The sequence below is a fragment of the Klebsiella sp. P1CD1 genome (assembly GCF_003790505.1).
In the GTDB taxonomy this organism is placed as follows: domain Bacteria; phylum Pseudomonadota; class Gammaproteobacteria; order Enterobacterales; family Enterobacteriaceae; genus Klebsiella; species Klebsiella variicola.
This window is the reverse complement of the sequence record NZ_CP033631.1, coordinates 1,611,743-1,633,527: the sequence shown is the minus strand read 5'-3', so window position 1 is coordinate 1,633,527 and position 21,785 is coordinate 1,611,743. Positions and strand designations below refer to the sequence as shown.

Below are 21,785 nucleotides of genomic sequence, written 5' to 3'. Positions count from 1 at the left end.
TTCACCCCTTATTGCGCCTGCCAGAGAATGACAGCCGCCGTTACCAACAAGTTGACCAGCGTTAACGGCAGGCATACCTTCCAGCCAAAGGACATTACCTGGTCATAGCGCGGACGCGGTAATGATGCGCGGATCAAAATGAACATCATCATGAAGAACGCGGTTTTCAGCGCGAACCAGATGAAAGGTGGTAACCACGGGCCATTCCAGCCGCCGAAGAACAGCGTGACGATCAGCGCTGAAACGGTGACGATACCGATGTATTCACCGACGAAGAACAGACCGAATTTCATGCCGGAATATTCAATGTGGTAACCATCGGCCAGTTCCTGCTCCGCTTCCGGCTGGTCGAACGGGTGACGGTGACACACCGCCACGCCGGCGATGGCGAAAGTGACGAAGCCGAAGAACTGCGGAATGACGTTCCACAGATGCGCCTGGTTGTTGACGATATCGGTCATATTGAATGACCCCGCCTGCGCCACCACGCCCATCAGGGAGAGACCGAGAAACACTTCGTAGCTCAGGGTCTGCGCGGAAGCACGCATCGCCCCCAGCAGCGAGTATTTGTTGTTGCTCGACCAGCCGGCGAACAGCACCGCATAGACCGCCAGGCCTGCCATCATCAGGAAGAACAGGATGCCGATGTTCAGGTCAGCCACCACCCACGTCGGGCTGACCGGCACGATAGCAAAGGCCAGCAGCAGCGAGGTAAAGGCGATAACCGGCGCCAGAGTAAAGATCACGCGATCGGAGAAGCGCGGGATCCAGTCCTCTTTGAAGAACATCTTGATCATGTCGGCGACCAGCTGCAGCGAACCGCCCCAGCCGACGCGGTTAGGTCCGTAGCGGTTCTGGAACAAGCCGAGCAGACGACGCTCGCCGAAGCTCATGAACGCGCCGCAGGTGACGACCACCAGCAGAATGACCACGGCCTTCAGGATGCTTAACAGAATGTCGATAAGATCCGGCGTTAACCAGCTCATGCTTTCGCCTCCTGCAGTGAATCAATACGCGATCCGGTCAGCACCGGCGCAATGCCCGGCATGCCCATCGGTAAGCCAACCTGTCCTGCGGTCAGGCCTTCAGAGATAACCAGCGGCAGACGCAGGGTCTGGCCTTCCACGCTAAAGGAGAGCATTGCCCCCGCGTTAACGCCCAGCTTCGCGGCATCCGCCGGATTCAGCTTGATGTACGGCTCAGGCATCCGGCTCTCGAACACCGGCGCGCGCTGTGACAGCTCATCGCTACCAAACAGGTGGTAATACGGCGCGATACGCCATTTGCCCTCTTCCGCCTGGAAGCTGGCCGGCACCGCGGTGAAATACTCCAGCCCGTTGGCGGACGCTTCAAACAGTCGAACACCCGGATCGCCGTGGCGCAGTTTCCCGCCCACTTCATCCTGGAACTTGTTCCATGCCTGCGGGGAGTTCCAGCCCGGCGCCCAGGCGAACGGGATCTGCGAACGCGGGGCGGACGGCTGGTTGTTCCCTTCCATGGAGAAGGCGAACATCGTGTCTTTATCCTGCGGCTGACGCGGCTCGTGCACGCTGATGTTGGCGCGCATCGCCGTGCGGCCGCTGTAGCGGTGTGGTTCACGCGCCAGCTTCTGACCGCGGATGCGGAAGGTCGCATCCGGCGCGGCATCTTTAATGCCCGCCAGCTGCGGCAGCGCGGCAATCGCCGCATCGATGACGTGGTCCAGCTGCGTCCAGTCAACCTGACGGTTGTTGACGGTGCTGTGCAGCGAATGCAGCCAGCGCCAGCTCTCCAGCATCACGGTTTTCGCATCGTAGTAAGCCGGATCGTAAACCTGGAAGAAACGCTGGGCGCGGCCTTCGTTGTTCACCACAGTCCCGTCGCTTTCCGCAAAGCTTGCGGCAGAGAGCACCAGGTGCGCTTTGTCCATAATCGCGGTGCGCTGATGGTCAACCACCATCACCAGCGGGGCTTTCGCCAGCGCAGCGTCAACGCGCGCGGCGGAAGCATGACGGTGAAGGTCGTTTTCCAGCACGATAACCGCGTCTGCGGCGCCGCTTTCCAGTTCGTCCAGCGCCTCTTCAAGCGAACCGCCGCCGATCATGCCCAGACCGACGCTGTTCACCGCCCGGGCGACCATGGTCACGCCGACGTCGGCGCCGCGGCCTTTCAACGCTTTTGCGACGTTAGCGGCGGCCTGGATGATCTCCATGCTGCCGGCGTTGGTTCCGGAGATAATCAGTGGTTTTTTCGCCCCGGCCAGCGCCTGGACGATGACATCGACTTTGCCCTGCAGGTCCTGGCTCAGGCCGTCAACCGCTGGCGCGCTGTCGTCCAGCGCATGAGCGATGGCGAAGCCGAGACGCGCCTGATCTTCCACCGGCGCGCGGTAGGTCCACGCGGCAATGTCATCCAGGCGGGTGTCATCGATGTTGGTGACGAATAACGGGTGCTTGGCGCGCTGCCCGATGTTGAGGATCGCGGCGATCTGCCAGTCGGCTACTTTCTGCGCCGCTGCCATTTCGCGTGCTTTCCCTTTCACCGCCTGGCGGACTGCCAGGGCCACGCGCGCGCCGGTCTGGGTAATGTCTTCGCCCAGCACCAGTACCGCATCGTAGGATTCGATATCGCGCAGGCTTGGGGTATGGATCCCGCCTTCACGCAGCACTTTCAGCATCATCTGCAGGCGCGCTTGTTCGCCTTTGGCGATGCCGGTATAGAAGTTGTCGGCGCCAACCAGCTCGCGCAGCGCGAAGTTGCTTTCGATGCTGGCGCGCGGGGAGCCGATACCGATCACTTTCTTCGACTGGCGCAGGATATCTGCTGCCCCCTGCATCGCCTGCTCGGCGTTGAGAGTAATCAGATCGTCGCCGCGGCGCTGCACCGGCTGACGCGGACGGTCTTTCAGGTTGACATAGCCATAGCCGAAGCGACCGCGGTCGCAGAGGAAGTAGCGGTTAACGGTCCCGTTATAGCGGTTTTCGATACGACGCAGCTCGCCATAGCGTTCGCCCGGGCTGATGTTGCAGCCGATGGAACACTGCTGGCAGATGCTCGGCGCAAACTGCATGTCCCACTTACGGTTGTAACGCTCGGAGTGCGTTTTGTCGGTGAAGACGCCGGTCGGGCAGACTTCCACCAGGTTGCCGGAGAACTCGCTTTCCAGGGTGCCATCTTCCGGGCGACCGAAGTAGACGTTGTCGTGCGCGCCATAGACGCCCAGGTCGGTGCCGTCGGCATAATCTTTGTAGTAGCGCACACAACGGTAACAGGCGATGCAGCGGTTCATTTCGTGAGAAATAAACGGCCCCAGATCCTGATTGCGGTGGGTACGCTTGGTGAAACGATAGCGGCGGAAACTATGGCCGGTCATCACCGTCATATCCTGCAGGTGGCAGTTGCCCCCTTCTTCACAGACCGGGCAGTCGTGCGGGTGGTTAGTCATCAACCACTCCACCACGCTTTCGCGGAACTGCTTCGCTTCGCCGTCGTCAATAGAAATAAAGGTGCCGTCGGATGCCGGAGTCATACAGGACATCACCAGGCGACCACGCGTGTCTTCCGCGTTCTGATATTGCTTCACCGCACACTGGCGGCAAGCACCGACGCTCCCTAGCGCCGGGTGCCAGCAAAAGTAGGGAATATCAAGACCAAGAGAGAGACAAGCCTCTAGCAGGTTGTCCGCCCCGTTGACCTCGTATTCTTTGCCGTCTACATGAATCGTAGCCATTTGCGTGCTTCCAAAAATAAAAAACCTTTGATTACCAGCGCGTCTTAAGCAGGTTCGGCTGAATCCCGTTGATTGCATGGGTATTGCTGAACTGCTGCTTAATGCCAGCCTCGAATTCTTCGCGGAAATATTTAATCGCGCTCTGTAGCGGTTCGACTGCGCCCGGCGCGTGCGCGCAGAAGGTTTTACCCGGGCCCAGGAATCGACACAGTTGCTCAAGCGTTTCGATATCGCCAGGCTGGCCTTCGCCGCGCTCCAGGGCGCGCAGGATCTTCACGCTCCACGGCAGACCATCACGGCACGGCGTACACCAGCCGCAGGACTCGCGGGCAAAGAACTCTTCGAGGTTACGCACCAGCGAGACCATATTGATCTCATGGTCAACGGCCATCGCCAGCGAGGTGCCCAGACGGCTGCCCGCTTTACCAATGCTTTCGAACTCCATCGGCAGGTCAAGATGCGCTTCGGTCAGGAAGTCGGTCCCTGCCCCACCCGGCTGCCAGGCTTTAAACTTCAGGCCATCGCGCATGCCGCCGGCGTAATCTTCGAGGATCTCACGCGCGGTGGTGCCGAACGGCAGCTCCCAGACGCCCGGATTCTTCACCCGGCCGGAGAAGCCCATCAGCTTGGTGCCAGCATCTTTGCTGGTGGAAATGTTCTGGTACCACTCGACGCCGTTGGCGAGGATCGCCGGCACGTTGCACAGGGTTTCCACGTTGTTGACGCAAGTCGGCTTGCCCCACACGCCGGAGCTCGCCGGGAACGGCGGCTTGGAGCGCGGGTTAGCACGGCGGCCTTCCAGGGAGTTGATCAGCGCCGTCTCTTCACCGCAGATATAGCGCCCTGCCCCGGTGTGGACAAACAGTTCGAAGTCAAACCCGGTGCCAAGGATGTTTTTCCCCAACAGGCCCGCTTCAGTGGCTTCGGCAATCGCACGACGCAGATGCTGGGCCGCTTCGATATATTCGCCGCGCAGGAAGATGTAGCCGCGGTACGCTTTCAGCGCAAACGCGGAGATCAGCATGCCTTCCACCAGCAGGTGCGGCAGCTGCTCCATCAGCAGACGGTCTTTATAGGTGCCCGGCTCCATTTCATCGGCGTTACACAGCAGGTAACGGATGTTCATGGATTCGTCTTTCGGCATCAGGCTCCACTTCAGACCCGTGGAGAAGCCCGCGCCGCCGCGCCCTTTCAGGCCAGCGTCTTTTACCGCCGTGACAATCTCATCCGGCGCCATCCCGGTCAGGGCTTTACGTGCCCCTTCGTAACCGTTTTTGCTGCGATATTCGTCCAGCCATACCGGCTGCTTGTCGTCGCGCAGACGCCAGGTGAGCGGATGCGTTTCCGCAGTACGAATTACGGTTTTCATTTGTACTGCTCCAGCAGGTCAGGAATTGCCTCCGGCGTCAGATGACTGTGAGTATCCTCATCAATCATCATGGTCGGTCCCTTGTCGCAGTTGCCCAGGCAACAGGTCGGCAGCAGCGTGAAGCGGCCATCGAAGGTGGTCTGCCCTGGCTTGATATTGAGCTTCTTCTCAATCGCAGCCTGAATACCTTGATAACCGGTGATATGGCACACCACGCTGTCGCAGTAGCGGATCACGTGACGGCCAACCGGCTGACGGAAAATCTGGCTGTAAAATGTTGCCACGCCTTCGACGTCACTGGCCGGGATCCCCAGCACATCGGCGATCGCATAGATCGCCCCATCCGGCACCCAGCCGCGCTGTTTCTGGACAATTTTCAGCGCTTCGATGGACGCCGCACGCGGGTCTTCGTAGTGGTGCTTCTCGTGCTCAATAGCCTCACGCTCAGCCGCACTCAGCTCAAAAGCCTCGGTTTGTGGTTGTTGATTCTCGTGCATAATTAGCGGTCCACGTCTGACATAACAAAATCGATACTACCCAGATAGACGATCAGGTCGGATACCAGGCTGCCGCGGATCGCCGACGGGATCTGCTGCAGATGCGCAAAGCTCGGCGTACGCACGCGGGTACGGTAGCTCATGGTGCTGCCGTCGCTGGTCAGGTAGTAACTGTTAATCCCTTTGGTCGCCTCAATCATCTGGAAGGATTCGTTGGCCGGCATCACCGGGCCCCACGATACCTGCAGGAAGTGGGTGATCAGGGTTTCGATATGCTGCAGCGTGCGCTCTTTCGGCGGCGGCGTGGTCAGCGGGTGATCCGCTTTGAACGGGCCTTCCGGCATGTTATCGAGGCACTGCTGAAGAATGCGCAGGCTCTGGCGCAGCTCTTCGACTTTCAGCATCACGCGGGTGTAGCAGTCAGAGACGCCGCCCCCGGTCGGGACTTCGAAGTCGAAGTTTTCATAGCCAGAATAAGGACGCCATTTACGCACGTCGAAGCCGATACCGGTGGCGCGCAGGCCTGCGCCGGTGGTGCCCCACTCCAGCGCCTCTTTGGCGGTATAGGCTGCCACGCCGACGGAACGGCCTTTCAGAATAGTGTTGCGCAGCGCGGCTTTCTCGTAAGAATCCAGACGCTTCGGCATCCACTCGAGGAATTCCCGCAGCAGGCGATCCCAGCCACGCGGCAGATCGTGCGCGACACCGCCGATGCGGAACCACGCCGGGTGCATACGGAACCCGGTAATCGCTTCCACCAGATCGTAAATTTTCTGCCGATCGGTAAAGGCGAAGAAGACCGGCGTCATCGCGCCGACGTCCTGAATAAAGGTCGAGATATACAGCAGGTGGCTGTTGATGCGGAACAGTTCGGAGAGCATCACGCGGATCACATTCACGCGATCCGGCACGGTGATCCCGGCCAGTTTTTCCACCGCCAGCACGTACGGCATCTCGTTGACGCAGCCGCCGAGGTATTCAATACGGTCGGTATACGGGATGTAGCTGTGCCAGGACTGACGCTCGCCCATCTTCTCGGCGCCGCGGTGGTGATAACCGATGTCCGGTACGCAGTCGACGATCTCTTCGCCATCCAGCTGCAGAATAATACGGAATGCACCGTGGGCCGACGGGTGGTTCGGACCGAGGTTGAGGAACATGAAGTCCTCGTTGTCGGTGCTGCGCTTCATGCCCCACTCTTCCGGTTTGAAGGTCAACGCTTCCATCTCCAGATCCTGCTTGGCTTTGGTCAGCTCAAACGGATCGAATTCGGTAGCGCGCGCCGGATAGTCTTTACGCAGCGGGTGGCCTTCCCAGGTCGGCGGCATCATGATACGGCGCAGGTTCGGGTGTCCATCGAAGGTCATGCCAAACATTTCCCAGGTTTCACGCTCATACCAGTTGGCGTTGGGGAACAGTTTGGTGAAAGTCGGCAGATGCAGATCATTTTCAGACAGCGCCACCTTGAGCATGATGTCGCGGTTGCGGTCGATAGAAATCAGATGATAGAAAACGGAAAAATCCGCGGCGGGCAGGCCATCGCGGTGGGTGCGCAGACGTTCGTCCATGCCGTGCAGGTCAAACAGCATCACGTAAGGCTTCGGCAATTTCTTCAGGAAATCACCCACCTCAAGCAGTTGCTCACGCTTCACCCACACCACCGGTACGCCGGTGCGGGTTGGCTGAACGGTAAAGGCATCCGGCCCAAAGCGGTTGCGCAGTTCGCCGATCACCGGGTCATCAAGGTGATCGCGGGTTTGCCAGGCTGGTGCGGCGTCATGCGCGGTTAAATCGGTCATATTGTTCACCATTGCAAAAGGTCCGTGGTGACTGCCGGGCGAGACTTCGCGTTGTTGTAGATTGATTTGCGAAGTGGTACTCCCGCCCGCAGGCGCAAATTAAATCTCGTCCGGCGTCCGCAGATTGGTCACTGCAATACGTTCGCCGCGTTTACGCTCGCGTTCCGACTGCATATTGGCGCGATAAACGCCCTGATCGCCAACCACCCATGAGAGCGGACGACGTTCTTTACCAATGGACTCCTGCAGCAGCATCAGCGCCTGCATATAGGCCTCTGGACGCGGCGGGCAGCCCGGGATGTACACATCGACCGGAATGAATTTATCCACGCCCTGGACGACGGAATAGATGTCGTACATGCCGCCGGAGTTAGCGCAGGCGCCCATGGAGATCACCCACTTCGGCTCCAGCATCTGATCGTACAGACGCTGAATAACCGGCGCCATTTTGGTAAAGCAGGTTCCAGCGACCACCATCAGGTCCGCCTGACGCGGAGAGGCGCGCAGAACTTCTGCCCCAAAACGCGCAACGTCATGCACCGCAGTGAATGACGTCACCATTTCCACATAACAGCAAGAAAGGCCGAAGTTATACGGCCAAATTGAGTTCTTACGGCCCCAGTTCACCATGTCATGCAGCGCATGCTCGAGTTTCCCCATATACACGCTTTTATTGACTTCCTGCTCCAAGGGGTCGGTGACGATCTCCTGTTTCTGCAGGGGGTAACGGTCGTTCTCACCGTTAGGATCTATGCGGGTGAGCGTATAATCCATCTTATTGCCTCGCTTTTACTGCATATGACGGTTAGTGGGACTGTCTGTTTCCGGGTTAACCAGCGTGCGACGGGAACGCGCAGGCGTCCAGTCCAGTGCGCCGATGCGAACGAGATAAACCAGACCAGCCAGTAGCACTAAAATGAAAATTGCGGCTTCCACAAAGCCGACCCAGCCGCTCTCGCGGATAGAAGTCGACCATGCGTAGAGATACAGGGCTTCCACGTCGAAGATAACGAAGAACATGGCAACCAGATAAAACTTCGCAGAAAGACGTAAGCGGGCCGAACCAACGGAGTCAATCCCCGATTCAAACGGCGTGTTTTTGCTACGCGCGCGCGCGCGACCGCCAAGGTACCAGCCGCCGACGAGCATGAGGCAGCACAGGCCGATAGCGATGATGAGAAATATAGCGAATGCCCAATGATGAGCGATGACTTCAGTGGATGTTGACATACGCATTGCTTAACCAAAAAAGTGTAGCGCCAAAACCCTCTGCTCTTACTGGCAGATGAACGCCACAGCGTTTCACGGGAGGAATAAAAAAACCGTGCAAAAAAGCGTCCCTGGTTGATGTGAGAAGCCCAGATGCCGTGGCTTTTTACCCCTTTCTTTAACCTTTTGTCAACTTTAACAAAAGTTTTCATAACATTAATTTACATTGGAATCTTTTCATTAACATTAAATGCCCTTTTATGCGAAATAACCTTGCATACTGTTCGGTTTTAGTGTTGTTGAATCGTGTCCGTTTCCGTCGTAAATCAAAAATCCCTTCTATTTTGACAGGATTTAGCCTCGATTCCTCCCCCCAAAGAGGGGTATTTTCTTGATCTGTGACACGGTTTTGTTAATTACCCCAGGAAATCGGCAACAATCCGTCCGGTTTTTTAACATTAGCAGGAAGTGTTGAAAGTGCAGGGAAAAGTCGACAAGGTGAGCGCCAGGTCACGCCAATACGCTGATTTTTCAGGAAAGAAATAAAAAAAACTTTCAAAACATCAATAATAGTGCAAAAAAAAGAGCCACCAGGCGAGAAACCCTCCCCTGAGGCTCTTTTTGCTCACTTACATTCTGTTACCAGTTTTTGTGATCTTTGTTAGAAAATTGCCCTCACAAAATGAAGGTGTTATCTCCCTCTTGCGGAGTAAGTGCCGGCCCCGTTCGCCAGGGGTCGCTCTCCTGACTCAGTGACTGAAAAATCACCTGCGGCAGCTCGCTCACCGTCTGCGGATTGCAACTGACCACATACCGGGTATCCGGCAGGCCAGGCAATCCATCGCTGATGCCAGCCACGCGCAAATCGGGGCTCATCATTTCGACGGGTCGCGCGGTGACGCCCAGCCCGGCTTTGACCGCCGCTTTCACCCCGGAGAGAGACGAAGCGCCATGGGCCAGATGCCATGGGACGCGGGCCGCCTCCAGCGCGGCAATAATATCCTGGCGGAATGGACCTGGCTCTTCGAGCAGGATCAGGGGAATAGACTCCCCTTTCGTCAGCACATATTCCGCCGCACAGTACCAGAGGGTCGGTGACGTTCTCAGGATGAAAGAGGTAAAGCCGGGAGGCTGATGGGTGGTCAGCGCCAGATCCACCCGCCCCTCGGCCAGCATCGCCATGATGGCGGCATGGGGATGCACTTTGATCTCCAGCGTCATTCTGGGATAGAAGCAGCCGATGCGGTTTAACAAAAACGGCAGGATGGTATCGGCCGTTTCTTCCGACGCGCCGATGGTCAATCCACCTTGCAGGCTGCCATACATCAGCGACATGCAGGCTTCATCGTTAAAACGCAGGATCTTGCGGGCATAGCCCAGTAGCTGGATGCCTTGCTCAGTCAGCAGTTTATTACGCCCGTGACGGGCGAAAAGCTCTTTGCCGACCAGCTGCTCCAGGCGTTGCATTTGCTGGCTGACCGCGGACTGGGTACGACACACTGCGGCGGCGGCGGCGGCGAAGGTGTTCAAATCAGCGACCGCCACAAAGGTGCGCAGCAGATCGAGATCAAGGTTGAGTATCGGACGTGTTGTATTAATCATCTTTCTTCACTTACAGGTGGCTAACGCTGACCTGCCTTGTTGATGCTTTACGCCAGGTTTCCGGCTATTCCCTGAGCCTCGTGCTCACCGTCAGATGGCGGATAAACAACTGGACGAACGTTATTACATGCCAAAGTACTCGTCTGGGCAAATGCGCAGAACCACGGAGTAATATATTGTTCGTATTTCTCATTGTTATTTATTACCACGGCCAGCCAGGTGTCATGCGTCGCTCCGGAAAAGCGGCCAGTGGTGGTGAGAAAGTCTCTCTTCCACCGCGCGTTCACACAGGGAAGAATGAACAATAAAATCCTGTAATAACAATATATTAAACATCAATCCAACCGGAGTGCTTACCGGCTATCACTGATATTAACGGCGATATTCTAACCGATTCCCGCCCTTTTTATAAGCCTAAATAAGGATTAACTCAGATAATTTTAAATTTTTTTCAACGTTTTATATAAATTAACAAACCTCAGATTATTACCTGTCAAAAATAATAATAATGCCCCCGCGGACTGTTTTTTATTGATATTATTTAACATCAAAATTACAAATCAGTCCCTATTGTATTAAGGATAGCGTTGTTTAGTCTGCCAACATTCTTCGTTCGCCCCTTCGTCACACAAACAAACCAGATAAATGATGGCAAAAAAGGCATATGGTCTACATATACGACCAAAAAAAGCATCATAAGCAGGTATAACCTACAACCTAAAACCGTAAGCGGCAGATAAATCAATTACGCTTAAAATCCTGCGTTAGCAAAATCTTCTCCTGCAAAGCCTTCAAAACAGCGGGGATGCGGAGTACATTGTTCCGTGCTGACTTCCACGGCAGGGAGTGGCGATAACAGCTAAAAGGTCAAGATTCATGTCCCCCATCGAAAAATCCAGCAAGTTAGAGAACGTCTGTTACGACATCCGTGGCCCGGTTCTGAAAGAAGCGAAACGTCTTGAGGAAGAAGGCAATAAAGTTCTGAAACTGAACATCGGCAACCCGGCGCCATTCGGCTTCGAGGCCCCTGACGAGATCCTCGTCGACGTCATCCGCAATCTGCCTACTGCCCAGGGTTACTGCGATTCGAAAGGGTTGTATTCGGCGCGCAAAGCCATCATGCAGCATTACCAGGCCCGGGGAATGCGTGATGTCACGGTAGAAGATATTTACATCGGCAACGGCGTGTCCGAACTGATTGTGCAGGCGATGCAGGCGCTGTTAAACAGCGGCGATGAGATGCTGGTTCCCGCGCCGGACTACCCACTGTGGACGGCGGCGGTGTCGCTTTCCAGTGGCAAAGCGGTCCACTATCTGTGTGACGAATCCGCTGACTGGTTCCCGGATCTTGACGATATCCGCGCAAAAATCACGCCGCGCACCCGCGGGATCGTGATCATTAACCCCAACAACCCCACCGGCGCGGTCTATTCCAAAGAACTGCTGCAGGAGATCGTCGAGATCGCCCGGCAGCATAACCTGATTATTTTCGCCGATGAGATCTACGATAAGATCCTCTACGACGAAGCCCAGCATCACTCGATTGCTGCTCTGGCGCCAGATCTGCTGACCGTGACCTTCAACGGACTGTCGAAAACCTACCGTGTTGCCGGTTTCCGTCAGGGGTGGATGGTGCTGAATGGCCCGAAAAAACACGCGAAGGGCTATATCGAAGGCCTGGAGATGCTGGCGTCGATGCGTCTGTGCGCCAACGTGCCGGCACAACATGCTATCCAGACGGCGCTGGGCGGCTACCAGAGTATCAGCGAATTCATCATTCCCGGCGGGCGCCTGTATGAACAACGCAACCGCGCCTGGGAGCTGATCAACGATATTCCGGGTGTCTCCTGCATGAAGCCAAAAGGCGCGTTGTATATGTTCCCGAAAATCGATGCCAAACGCTTCAATATTCACGACGACCAGAAAATGGTGCTCGACTTCCTGTTGCAGGAGAAAGTCCTGCTGGTGCAGGGTACCGCGTTCAACTGGCCGTGGCCGGATCATGTGCGCATTGTGACGCTGCCTCGTGAAGACGACCTGGAGATGGCGATCTCCCGCTTTGGCCGCTTCCTCTCCGGCTACCACCAGCTTTAATCGCTACGCCGCCGGCATTTGCATCCGGCGGCGATCCCTGCGCACAATGGAACCCGATGTTGTCACTGATTAAGGGTTCCTATGAGTCAGAGTCATTTCTTTGCCCACCTCTCCCGCCTGAAACTGATTAACCGCTGGCCGCTGATGCGCAACGTGCGCACCGAAAATGTCTCCGAACACAGTCTGCAGGTGGCGATGGTCGCCCATGCGCTGGCGGCAATTAAAAACCGTAAATTTGGCGGCCAGGTCAACGCAGAACGTATCGCCCTGCTGGCGATGTACCATGACGCCTCCGAAGTATTAACTGGCGACCTCCCTACCCCGGTGAAATATTTCAACTCCCAGATTGCCCAGGAATATAAGGCGATTGAGAAAATTGCTCAGCAAAAGCTGGTGGATATGGTCCCTGACGAGCTGCGCGATATTTTCGAGCCGCTGATTGATGAGCATCACTACAGTGAGGAAGAGCAGTCGATCGTTAAACAGGCTGACGCCCTCTGCGCTTACCTGAAGTGCCTCGAAGAGCTGTCTGCGGGTAACAACGAATTTCTGCTGGCCAAAGGCCGTCTGGAAAAGACGCTGGCGTCGCGGCGAAGCGCAGAGATGGATTACTTTATGCAGGTGTTTGTCCCGAGCTTCCAGCTGTCGCTGGATGAAATAAGCCAGGATTCGCCGCTGTAATTTTTCAGGCCGGGCAGCGGTTGCGCCCTACCCGGCCTGACACCCTTAAAACGGAAACAATACCGGGATCAGCAGCACGCAGACCACCATCACCAGTACGGTGAAGGGCACGCCAATCTTCACAAAGTCGCTGAAGGAATACTTACCCGGGCCAAGCACTAGGGTGTTGACCGGCGAGGAAACCGGAGTCATAAACGCCGCCGAAGCCGCCATCGCCACCACCATGGCGAAGGGATAGGGCGACACCCCCATTGACTTCGCTGCTGCCAGGGCTATAGGCGCCATCAGGACCGCGGTCGCGGTATTAGAGATGAACAGGCCTATCGCCGCGCACATTACAAACAGGCAGCCGAGCATCAGATAAGGCCCCTCGCTTCCGGCGACGTCCATCAGTCCCTTGACCACCAGATCTACCCCGCCGGTTTTCTGCAACGCCAGGGCAAACGGCATCATCCCGACAATCAAAATAATGCTTGGCCAGTGGATCGCCTTATAGGCGCTTTCGGCGTTGATGCAGCGGAATTTGCCCATCAGCAGGCAGGCGATGATCGCGGCAATCGGGTTGGGAATTTCATCAGTGAGCATCAGGGCTACCATCAACACCAGACAGAAAATCGCGTGCGGAGCCTGGCTGTGTGCCGGCGAAGCGTCATCCACTTCAACCGGCATATTGAGCACCACGAAATCACGCCCACGCTTCGCCAGCAGGGCAATTTGCCGCCAGTTGCCGACCACCAGCAGGATATCGCCGAGCTGCAGCGGCTCATCGACCACGGAACCATCCATCGCCTCGCCATCGCGCTTCATGCCGACGATATTGAGACCAAACCGGGTGCGGAACGCTATCTCACGCACCGTTTTACCAATCATCTCCGAATCCGGGATCAGCGACACCTCCGCCATGCCCACATCCAGCGCCTGATCGGCAAAATATTCGCCGCGCAGCACCATCGGCTCGAGCATCTGCTCACCACAGAACTGGCGTAAGTCGACATCGGAGGCGGACATATCGATCAGCAGGACGTCGCGGGCGCGGAATTCCGATACCCCGTTGACGTTAACAATCACCCGACGGAACCGCCGCCAGCGTTCGACGCCGATGACGTTGGCACAGTACCGCTCACGCAGTTTTAAATCATCAAGACGCTGGCCGATCATCGGCGAACCAGGACGGATCGCCAGCCGGCGGGCGCGGCCAGTGAGGTGATATTCGCGGATCAGATCGCGGAAGGTGCTTCTTTTACGGCCATCACGCGCGGATTCGCCATTCTCTGTCTTCAGCATAAAGCGCACCGCCAGCATATAGACGATGCCCAGGATCAGCACCACCAGGCCAATCGGCGTGACGCTGAAAAAACTGAAGCCGTGCAGCCCTTCGCGCAGCAGTTCACTGTTGACGACCAGGTTGGGGGGCGTTGCGACCAGGGTCATCATCCCGCTGATAAGTCCGGCAAAGCTCAGCGGCATCATCAGCCGCGAGGGAGAGGTATTCATCCGCGCCGACACGCTGAGCACCACCGGAATGAAAATGGCGACCACCCCGGTTGAACTCATAAACGCACCCAGCCCGGCGACGGTGAGCATCAGGTAAACCAGCATCTTGGTTTCGCTGTTGCCCGCCACACTCACCAGCCACGCCCCCATCTTGGTGGCCGCCCCGGTACGCACCAGGCCATCACCGATAATAAACAGGGCGGCAATCAGGATCACGTTAGGATCGCTGAACCCGGAAAAGGCTTCATTCAGCGTCAGCGTGCCGCTGAGGACGAAGGCGACAATGACCATCAGGGCGATAGCATCCATGCGCACCTTGCCGGTAGCAAACAGCACAACCGCGATAGCCAGAAGGGATAAAACCCAAATCAATTCACCGTTCACAACGTTTCCTTGTCACAAGTGGGAGTCGACATAGTGGCATAAAAAAGCCCCGGCAACGCGGGGCGAAATCATACGTTTACGCTTTAAGACGCACATTAACATAGCCGTCCGCCTGGCGTTCGATCACCAGATCGTCCAGGCTACTCAGCACGAGGTCGGCTTCATCCAGTCGAGGGGCATCGGCAGGCACGTTGACCGCGATGGTGCGACACCCCGCCGCCAGGCCGGAGAGCAACCCCGCCGGCGCATCTTCTACCACCGCGCACTGATCGGCCGGCAGCCCCAGCCGCTCGGCGCCCAGCAGATAGGCGTCCGGCGCCGGTTTTCCGTGTTTTACCTGCTCAGCGGTGATGAAGACCTCCGGCATCGGCAGGCCTGCCGCGCGATGACGCGCGTGGGCAACCGGCACCGACCCGGAAGTGACAATCGCCCATGGGATCCCAGCCTCATTGAGGGTACTCAGCAGGGTTAACGCCCCCGGCAGAGCGACAATGCCCTCGATATCAGTGGCTTCAATCTGCTCGAGGAAGCGGAATTCGGCCTGGATATCCTCCTCGCTACGACCCGGCATAAAATGGCGAATAGAGGTAATGGCCTGCTTGCCGTGAATAAAACTGAGAATTTCATCATGGTCAATGGCGAAACGATCGCCCCACTTACACCATGAACGCTCCACCACCGGCAAGGAATCCACCAGCGTCCCGTCTAAATCGAACAGGAAACCTTTACACTGCACGGGCACCTCCCTCAGGCATTGATAATTTGGTTAATTTCATTACTGCTCAGGTGATACTGGCGCGGACAGGCGTGCCAGACGCTCAGCATCCGCTGATATTTCTCCCACATCGGGGTCTGCGAGTTAAAGCCATGAGTGCCGGCGTCAAAATGGCTGTAGCGGCCTTCAATATTGACCATAAAGCGTACATAGCCGAGAAAACGCGCTTCGGTGGCGGCATCAAATCCGAGGAAGGTAACCCGACGCTCGTCGATACCCGCCGCGTCTTTCAGGTTGGTCCAGGAGACATGTAGCGCGTGGTACATCTCCATGATATCGATAACGGTACGGCAGGTTTCTTCCGTCAGCTGGCCAAACTCGCGGTCCAGTTCGCGCATCTGCAGCCCATACCCACGCTCAATGATGGTCTGCAGACGACGGTAGCGTTCCGCATTGTCCGGGTCGAGCATCGTCATCATTTTGTACTGATTGGATAAAATCAGACGCTGCGCATTGGTCATTTCCATGTTGTTACTCCTGTAGCACGGTAGGGCGTGAAATAAAGAAGGCGCATAAATCATGCGCCTTCTTTTATATGCGTTTTCCGTAGTGAATTACAAATCATCAAGGAAAGTTTTATCCAGTTGTTTGAAGGCGCGCTTAAGCGTGTCAGCCAGCGCCTGATAATCGGGCTTGCCTTCGACCGGCGCCAGCGCCTGCCCCGCCTCCTGCAGTTTGCCGCGCACTTCGTAAAACCAGTTAAGAATGGAGGGCGGCAGCGGCGTCACCGAACGCTTACCCAACCACCATAATCCCTGCATCGGCAGGCTCAGGGCAAACAGCGCGGTGGCGACAGCGGGACCCAGCTGGCCGCCCAGGGCTATCTGCCAGCACAGCGTAAAAATGGCGATCGGCGGCATGATACGGATAGCATAGCGGGTGGCACGAATAATGCGGTTTTCGATAAACACCGGCGCGAGGCGCTTGTCGAGAGGCCAGGTCTTTGCGTAATGCTGCCCGCGGTTGAACAAGCTAAAGAAGCTAACGGGGCGTTTCTCAGGGGTCGACATGGCTTTACCTCAACTTTACATATAAAACTTAAAAAATTCGTGCAAAACACCAACTATGCATGACATCGTTCAAAAGATTTTGGCAAAGGATGCCGCAATCAGGTATCCTGTGCCCGCCTGAAAGGGCGGATAGACTCTTTTGCCAGGCTAGTCAAATTATCGCATATTCTGCCATTGGCTGAAAATTATGCAAAATGGCATAAAATCAAATGTACTTCTCTCATCGTGCCCGAAAACAGAACAAGGCATGATGTTAATCATAAATGTCGAGGTCATCCTGCGCTACGCTAATGACACACTGACGTTTTTTTAGCCACGTATCATAAAAAGGTACTTCCATGTCGAGTAAGTTAGTACTGGTTCTGAACTGCGGTAGCTCCTCTCTGAAATTTGCTATCCTTGATGCCGTTAACGGCGACGAATATCTGTCCGGTTTAGCGGAATGCTTCCACCTGCCGGAAGCCCGTATCAAATGGAAAATTGACGGCGGCAAGCAAGAAGCTGAATTAGGCGCCGGTGCCGCGCACAGTGAAGCACTGAACTTTATCGTTAACACTATTCTGGCACAAAAACCAGAACTGTCTGCTCAGCTGACCGCAATCGGCCACCGTATCGTACACGGCGGTGAAAAATACACCAGCTCCGTGGTGATCGACGAGTCTGTGATTCAGGGTATTAAAGACGCAGCGTCTTTCGCACCGCTGCACAACCCGGCACACCTGATCGGCATCGCTGAAGCGCTGAAATCCTTCCCGCATCTGAAAGACAAAAACGTGGCCGTATTCGATACGGCGTTCCACCAGACCATGCCGGAAGAATCCTATCTCTACGCCCTGCCGTACAGCCTGTACAAAGAGCATGGCGTTCGTCGTTACGGCGCGCACGGCACCAGCCACTTCTATGTGACTCAGGAAGCCGCTAAGATCCTGAACAAGCCGGTGGAAGAGCTGAACATCATCACCTGCCACCTCGGCAACGGTGGTTCTGTTTCCGCTATCCGTAACGGTAAATGCGTTGATACCTCTATGGGGCTGACGCCGCTGGAAGGTCTGGTGATGGGTACCCGCTCCGGCGACATCGACCCGGCAATCATCTTCCATCTGCACGACACCCTGGGCATGAGCGTTGACGCGATCAACAAAATGCTGACCAAAGAGTCCGGCCTGCTGGGTCTGACCGAAGTCACCAGCGACTGCCGCTACGTGGAAGACAACTACCAGGAAAAAGCCGACGCTAAACGCGCGATGGATGTCTACTGCCACCGCCTGGCGAAATACATCGGCTCCTACACCGCGCTGATGGACGGTCGTCTCGACGCCGTTATCTTCACCGGCGGTATCGGTGAAAACGCCGCGATGGTGCGTGAACTGTCGCTGGGCAAACTGGGCGTACTGGGCTTCGAAGTTGACCACGAACGTAACCTGGCTGCCCGTTTCGGCAAGTCTGGCTTCATCAACAAAGAAGGCACCCGTCCTGCCGTGGTTATCCCGACCAATGAAGAACTGGTCATCGCGCAAGACGCCAGCCGTCTGACCGCTTAATTCCACACCGCCAGCCATAACCTTCAATAATTCGAGCTGCAGGAAGGCGGCGACGCAGCAAATCCCCGGTCACGTACACAGCGTACGCGACCGGGGTGAGCAAGTAGAGCCAACGCGCATGCAACTTGAAGTATGACGGGTAGCTGGTGGTGCTGTTTTGTATCCCGCCTGATACTGGCGGTAACGAAAGAGGATATACCGTGTCCCGTACTATCATGTTAATTCCTACCGGTACCAGCGTAGGCCTGACCAGCGTCAGCCTCGGTGTGATCCGTGCTATGGAACGCAAAGGCGTTCGTCTGAGCGTCTTTAAACCAATCGCCCAACCGCGCTCCGGTGGCGATGCGCCAGACCAGACCACCACCATCGTTCGCGCCAGCTCCTCCACGACCACCGCCGCTGAACCGCTGAAGATGAACCACGTTGAATCTCTGCTCTCCAGCAATCAGAAAGATGTGCTGATGGAAGAGATCATCGCCAACTATCACGCGAACACTCAGGAAGCGGAAGTAGTACTGGTGGAAGGCCTGGTGCCGACCCGTAAGCATCAGTTCGCGCAGGCGCTGAACTTTGAAATCGCCAAAACGCTGAACGCGGAAATCGTCTTCGTGATGTCGCAGGGCACCGATACGCCAGAGCAGCTGAACGAGCGTATTGAACTGACCCGCAACAGCTTTGGCGGCGCGAAAAACACCAGCATTACCGGCGTTATCGTCAACAAACTGAATGCCCCGGTCGACGAGCAGGGCCGTACCCGTCCTGACCTGTCCGAAATCTTCGACGACTCGTCGAAAGCGAAAGTCGTGAAGATCGACCCGGCTCAGCTGCAGAAAGGCAGCTCCCTGCCAGTACTGGGCGCGGTGCCGTGGAGCTTCGATCTGATCGCCACCCGCGCGATCGACATGGCGCATCACCTGAATGCCACCATCATCAACGAAGGCGATATCAACACCCGCCGCGTGAAATCCGTGACCTTCTGCGCGCGCAGCATCCCACACATGCTGGAGCACTTCCGTGCAGGCTCGCTGCTGGTCACCTCGGCAGATCGTCCTGACGTGCTGGTCGCTGCCTGCCTGGCCGCGATGAACGGCGTGGAAATCGGCGCCATCCTGCTGACCGGCGGCTATGAAATGGACGCGCGCATCAGCAAGCTGTGCGAACGTGCCTTCGCCACCGGCCTGCCGGTGTTTATGGTCAATACCAATACCTGGCAGACCTCCCTGAGCCTGCAGAGCTTCAACCTCGAAGTACCGGTTGACGATCACGAGCGCATCGAGAAAGTTCAGGAATACGTGGCCAACTACATCAACGCCGACTGGATCGAATCGCTGACCGCGACCTCCGAGCGCAGCCGCCGTCTCTCCCCGCCAGCCTTCCGCTACCAGCTGACCGAGCTGGCGCGCAAAGCCGGCAAACGCGTTGTCCTGCCGGAAGGCGACGAACCGCGTACCGTGAAAGCCGCCGCTATCTGTGCGGAACGTGGCATCGCCACCTGTGTGCTGCTGGGTAACCCGGATGAGATCAACCGCGTTGCCGCAGCGCAGGGCGTTGAGCTGGGCGCGGGTATCGAAATCGTCGACCCGGAAGTGGTTCGCGAAAGCTACGTGGCTCGCCTGGTCGAACTGCGTAAGAGCAAGGGCATGACCGAAGCCGTCGCTCGCGAGCAGCTGGAAGACAACGTGGTTCTCGGCACCCTGATGCTGGAACAAGACGAAGTCGACGGCCTGGTGTCCGGCGCGGTTCACACCACCGCCAACACCATTCGTCCGCCGCTGCAGCTGATCAAAACCGCACCGGGCAGCTCGCTGGTCTCTTCCGTATTCTTCATGCTGCTGCCGGAACAGGTTTATGTCTACGGCGACTGCGCGATCAACCCGGATCCGACGGCAGAACAGCTGGCGGAAATCGCCATTCAGTCCGCTGACTCCGCCATTGCTTTCGGTATCGAACCGCGCGTAGCGATGCTCTCCTACTCCACCGGTACCTCCGGCGCGGGTAGCGATGTTGAGAAAGTCCGCGAAGCGACCCGTCTGGCGCAGGAAAAACGTCCTGACCTGATGATCGATGGCCCGCTGCAGTACGACGCCGCCGTCATGGCTGACGTGGCGAAATCCAAAGCGCCGAATTCGCCGGTTGCTGGCCGCGCGACCGTGTTCATCTTCCCGGATCTGAACACCGGTAACACCACGTACAAAGCGGTACAGCGCTCTGCCGACCTGATCTCCATCGGGCCGATGCTGCAGGGTATGCGCAAGCCGGTCAACGACCTGTCTCGTGGCGCCCTGGTTGACGATATCGTCTATACCATCGCTCTGACCGCGATCCAGTCAGCTCAGCAGCAGAAGTAATTCCCCGCTGAGATAAAAGCAAAAGGCAGCCAGATGGCTGCCTTTTTTCGTCAGGAGGCGAGCAGCTGTTGCTGCTGCGCGATTGCGGTATTACTCGCCCTCTTCCGCGTCATCATACTCATTACCCGCGTTACGGGTCATCCACAGCGCCAGCGCTTTCAGCGAGTCCGGCGTGAATTCATCGCAGCGGGCGGTGATCTCTTCCGGCGTTAACCAACACACCTCGCTGACCTCTTCTTCCTGCAGCGCAAATGGCCCATGCGAGACGCAGCTGAACAGGCTTCCCCAGACGCGACAGAACTTATCTTCGTAGTAAAACTGACCGTGATCGGCAAACGGTACTCCCGCGATGCCTAACTCTTCTTCGGCCTCGCGACGGGCAGACTCCAGCAGTTGCTCATCGGCCTGAACGACGCCTCCGGCGGTGGCATCCAGCATGCCCGGATGAAAGTCTTTTGTCTCGGTGCGTCGCTGCACCAGAATTTTTCCCATTCCGTCGTGAACGACGATATAGGTCGCCCGGTGACGCAGGCACTGCGCGCGCATCTGCTCGCGGCTGGATTGTGCTATCACCTCATTGTTTTCATTAACAATATCGACCCATTCTGTGCTTGCCAAATGATTCTGTTCCGCCATCAGGAAACCTTACTTTGAAAGCGCTCTCGCGGCGCGTCTTTATGATTGAGGGCTAAATTACGGGTAAATTGCGACCTCTGCAATAACCTGATTATCATTGAGTGCTAAAACCTGCAGACGCCCCTGATCCAGCAGCCCATAGCTGGCGGAATATCCCCCTTTCGGGATACTCACTGAGCCAGGGTTAAACAGGTAGATCGCACCGCGTTTTTCCGCAACCGGAATATGAGTATGGCCGTAAGCCAGAACATCGCCAGCGTCCAGCGGCGGCAAATTTTCCGGGCTATAAAGATGGCCATGGGTCAGAAACAGGCGGTAGCGTTCGCTGAGCACCTGTTGCCAGGGCGCGGTCATGGGAAAACGAAGTAGCATCTGATCCACTTCGCTGTCGCAATTGCCGCGAACGGCAATAATGCGCTCCGCCACGCTGTTAAGCCGCTCGGCCACCTCCGCCGGCGCATACCCTTCCGGCAGCGCATTGCGTGGCCCGTGATTGAGCACATCGCCGAGAATAATAAGCCACCTGGCGCCGCTTTGCGCGAACCGTTCAAGCACGCGTTCCGTAGCGGGCAGCGAACCGTGAATATCGGAGGCAAACATCAGTTTCATAGATTCCATCTCCACTGGTTACAATGCC

The 21,785-nt window shown here is 56.7% G+C and carries 18 protein-coding genes; 4 read left to right on the top strand and 14 right to left on the bottom strand.

What is annotated here, in order from left to right:
- Positions 1-8 precede the first annotated feature (8 nt).
- The 8 genes from nuoH to DTA24_RS08335 form a co-directional block, all read right to left on the bottom strand.
- Positions 9-986, bottom strand: a complete 978-nt coding sequence (nuoH, locus tag DTA24_RS08375) for an NADH-quinone oxidoreductase subunit NuoH (protein ID WP_002913156.1) — start codon at positions 984-986, stop codon at positions 9-11.
- Entirely contained in the window at positions 983-3,709 is a 2,727-nt protein-coding gene (gene nuoG, locus DTA24_RS08370; RefSeq protein ID WP_012967511.1) for an NADH-quinone oxidoreductase subunit NuoG, read from the bottom strand. Before nuoG ends, nuoH begins: the two co-directional genes overlap by 4 nt.
- A gap of 31 nt (positions 3,710-3,740) precedes the next feature.
- Positions 3,741-5,078: an NADH-quinone oxidoreductase subunit NuoF gene (gene nuoF, locus DTA24_RS08365; RefSeq protein ID WP_002913158.1), complete on the bottom strand. Its 1,338-nt coding sequence runs from the start codon at positions 5,076-5,078 to the stop codon at positions 3,741-3,743.
- The gene (gene nuoE / locus DTA24_RS08360; RefSeq protein ID WP_002913160.1) at positions 5,075-5,575 is read right to left on the bottom strand and encodes an NADH-quinone oxidoreductase subunit NuoE; all 501 of its coding nucleotides are present in this window, start codon (positions 5,573-5,575) and stop codon (positions 5,075-5,077) included. Before nuoE ends, nuoF begins: the two co-directional genes overlap by 4 nt.
- Positions 5,576-5,577: 2 nt before the next feature.
- Positions 5,578-7,386, bottom strand: coding sequence for an NADH-quinone oxidoreductase subunit C/D (gene nuoC / locus DTA24_RS08355; protein WP_008803946.1), 1,809 nt, complete (start codon positions 7,384-7,386; stop codon positions 5,578-5,580).
- A gap of 87 nt (positions 7,387-7,473) precedes the next feature.
- Positions 7,474-8,148: an NADH-quinone oxidoreductase subunit NuoB gene (gene nuoB, locus DTA24_RS08350; protein ID WP_002913178.1), complete on the bottom strand. Its 675-nt coding sequence runs from the start codon at positions 8,146-8,148 to the stop codon at positions 7,474-7,476.
- 15 nt (positions 8,149-8,163) lie between these two features.
- A complete protein-coding gene (nuoA, locus tag DTA24_RS08345; RefSeq protein WP_002913181.1) occupies positions 8,164-8,610 on the bottom strand; it encodes an NADH-quinone oxidoreductase subunit NuoA in 447 nt (148 codons plus the stop codon).
- 648 nt (positions 8,611-9,258) lie between these two features.
- On the bottom strand, positions 9,259-10,185 hold the full coding sequence (locus tag DTA24_RS08335; protein WP_114500503.1) for a LysR family transcriptional regulator: 927 nt from the start codon (positions 10,183-10,185) through the stop codon (positions 9,259-9,261).
- Positions 10,186-11,061: 876 nt separating this feature from the next.
- Between DTA24_RS08335 and alaA the strand changes: the two genes are divergently transcribed.
- Both alaA and yfbR read left to right on the top strand, forming a co-directional pair.
- Positions 11,062-12,279 carry an alanine transaminase AlaA gene (gene alaA / locus DTA24_RS08330; RefSeq protein ID WP_008803944.1) on the top strand — a complete coding sequence of 406 codons (1,218 nt, stop codon included), beginning with the start codon at positions 11,062-11,064 and terminating at the stop codon, positions 12,277-12,279.
- Positions 12,280-12,360: 81 nt separating this feature from the next.
- Positions 12,361-12,960 (top strand): 5'-deoxynucleotidase, encoded by a 600-nt coding sequence (gene yfbR, locus DTA24_RS08325; protein ID WP_002913188.1) that lies wholly within the window; start codon positions 12,361-12,363, stop codon positions 12,958-12,960.
- Between the two features lie 45 nt (positions 12,961-13,005).
- On the opposite strand, the gene DTA24_RS08320 is transcribed toward yfbR, so the two are convergent.
- The 4 genes from DTA24_RS08320 to yfbV all read right to left on the bottom strand — a co-directional run bounded on the left by DTA24_RS08320 (position 13,006) and on the right by yfbV (position 16,623).
- Positions 13,006-14,838, bottom strand: coding sequence for an SLC13 family permease (locus DTA24_RS08320; RefSeq protein ID WP_110195341.1), 1,833 nt, complete (start codon positions 14,836-14,838; stop codon positions 13,006-13,008).
- Positions 14,839-14,914: 76 nt separating this feature from the next.
- On the bottom strand, positions 14,915-15,574 hold the full coding sequence (locus DTA24_RS08315) for a sugar phosphatase (RefSeq protein WP_008803942.1): 660 nt from the start codon (positions 15,572-15,574) through the stop codon (positions 14,915-14,917).
- 11 nt (positions 15,575-15,585) lie between these two features.
- Positions 15,586-16,080, bottom strand: a complete 495-nt coding sequence (locus DTA24_RS08310) for a YfbU family protein (RefSeq protein ID WP_012540982.1) — start codon at positions 16,078-16,080, stop codon at positions 15,586-15,588.
- Between the two features lie 87 nt (positions 16,081-16,167).
- Positions 16,168-16,623, bottom strand: coding sequence for a terminus macrodomain insulation protein YfbV (gene yfbV / locus DTA24_RS08305; RefSeq protein ID WP_002913194.1), 456 nt, complete (start codon positions 16,621-16,623; stop codon positions 16,168-16,170).
- A 338-nt stretch (positions 16,624-16,961) separates the two neighbouring features.
- Here yfbV and ackA point away from each other — a divergent pair, with 338 nt between their 5' ends.
- Entirely contained in the window at positions 16,962-18,164 is a 1,203-nt protein-coding gene (gene ackA, locus DTA24_RS08300; protein WP_008803940.1) for an acetate kinase, read from the top strand.
- 200 nt (positions 18,165-18,364) lie between these two features.
- Entirely contained in the window at positions 18,365-20,512 is a 2,148-nt protein-coding gene (gene pta, locus DTA24_RS08295) for a phosphate acetyltransferase (RefSeq protein WP_123836722.1), read from the top strand.
- A gap of 90 nt (positions 20,513-20,602) precedes the next feature.
- Here the strand turns inward: pta and yfcD are convergent, their stop codons facing one another.
- Positions 20,603-21,148, bottom strand: a complete 546-nt coding sequence (gene yfcD, locus DTA24_RS08290) for an NUDIX hydrolase YfcD (protein ID WP_012540981.1) — start codon at positions 21,146-21,148, stop codon at positions 20,603-20,605.
- Between the two features lie 57 nt (positions 21,149-21,205).
- Positions 21,206-21,757 (bottom strand): phosphodiesterase, encoded by a 552-nt coding sequence (yfcE, locus tag DTA24_RS08285; protein WP_012967508.1) that lies wholly within the window; start codon positions 21,755-21,757, stop codon positions 21,206-21,208.
- Between the last annotated feature and the right edge of the window lie 28 nt (positions 21,758-21,785).

Coding starts and splice junctions, on each gene's coding strand:
- nuoH (WP_002913156.1), bottom strand. CDS start 986: ATGAGCTGGTTAACGCCGGATCTTATCGACATTCTGTTAAGCATCCTG.
- nuoG (WP_012967511.1), bottom strand. CDS start 3,709: ATGGCTACGATTCATGTAGACGGCAAAGAATACGAGGTCAACGGGGCG.
- nuoF (WP_002913158.1), bottom strand. CDS start 5,078: ATGAAAACCGTAATTCGTACTGCGGAAACGCATCCGCTCACCTGGCGT.
- nuoE (WP_002913160.1), bottom strand. CDS start 5,575: ATGCACGAGAATCAACAACCACAAACCGAGGCTTTTGAGCTGAGTGCG.
- nuoC (WP_008803946.1), bottom strand. CDS start 7,386: ATGGTGAACAATATGACCGATTTAACCGCGCATGACGCCGCACCAGCC.
- nuoB (WP_002913178.1), bottom strand. CDS start 8,148: ATGGATTATACGCTCACCCGCATAGATCCTAACGGTGAGAACGACCGT.
- nuoA (WP_002913181.1), bottom strand. CDS start 8,610: ATGCGTATGTCAACATCCACTGAAGTCATCGCTCATCATTGGGCATTC.
- DTA24_RS08335 (WP_114500503.1), bottom strand. CDS start 10,185: ATGATTAATACAACACGTCCGATACTCAACCTTGATCTCGATCTGCTG.
- alaA (WP_008803944.1), top strand. CDS start 11,062: ATGTCCCCCATCGAAAAATCCAGCAAGTTAGAGAACGTCTGTTACGAC.
- yfbR (WP_002913188.1), top strand. CDS start 12,361: ATGAGTCAGAGTCATTTCTTTGCCCACCTCTCCCGCCTGAAACTGATT.
- DTA24_RS08310 (WP_012540982.1), bottom strand. CDS start 16,080: ATGGAAATGACCAATGCGCAGCGTCTGATTTTATCCAATCAGTACAAA.
- yfbV (WP_002913194.1), bottom strand. CDS start 16,623: ATGTCGACCCCTGAGAAACGCCCCGTTAGCTTCTTTAGCTTGTTCAAC.
- ackA (WP_008803940.1), top strand. CDS start 16,962: ATGTCGAGTAAGTTAGTACTGGTTCTGAACTGCGGTAGCTCCTCTCTG.
- yfcD (WP_012540981.1), bottom strand. CDS start 21,148: ATGGCGGAACAGAATCATTTGGCAAGCACAGAATGGGTCGATATTGTT.
- yfcE (WP_012967508.1), bottom strand. CDS start 21,757: ATGAAACTGATGTTTGCCTCCGATATTCACGGTTCGCTGCCCGCTACG.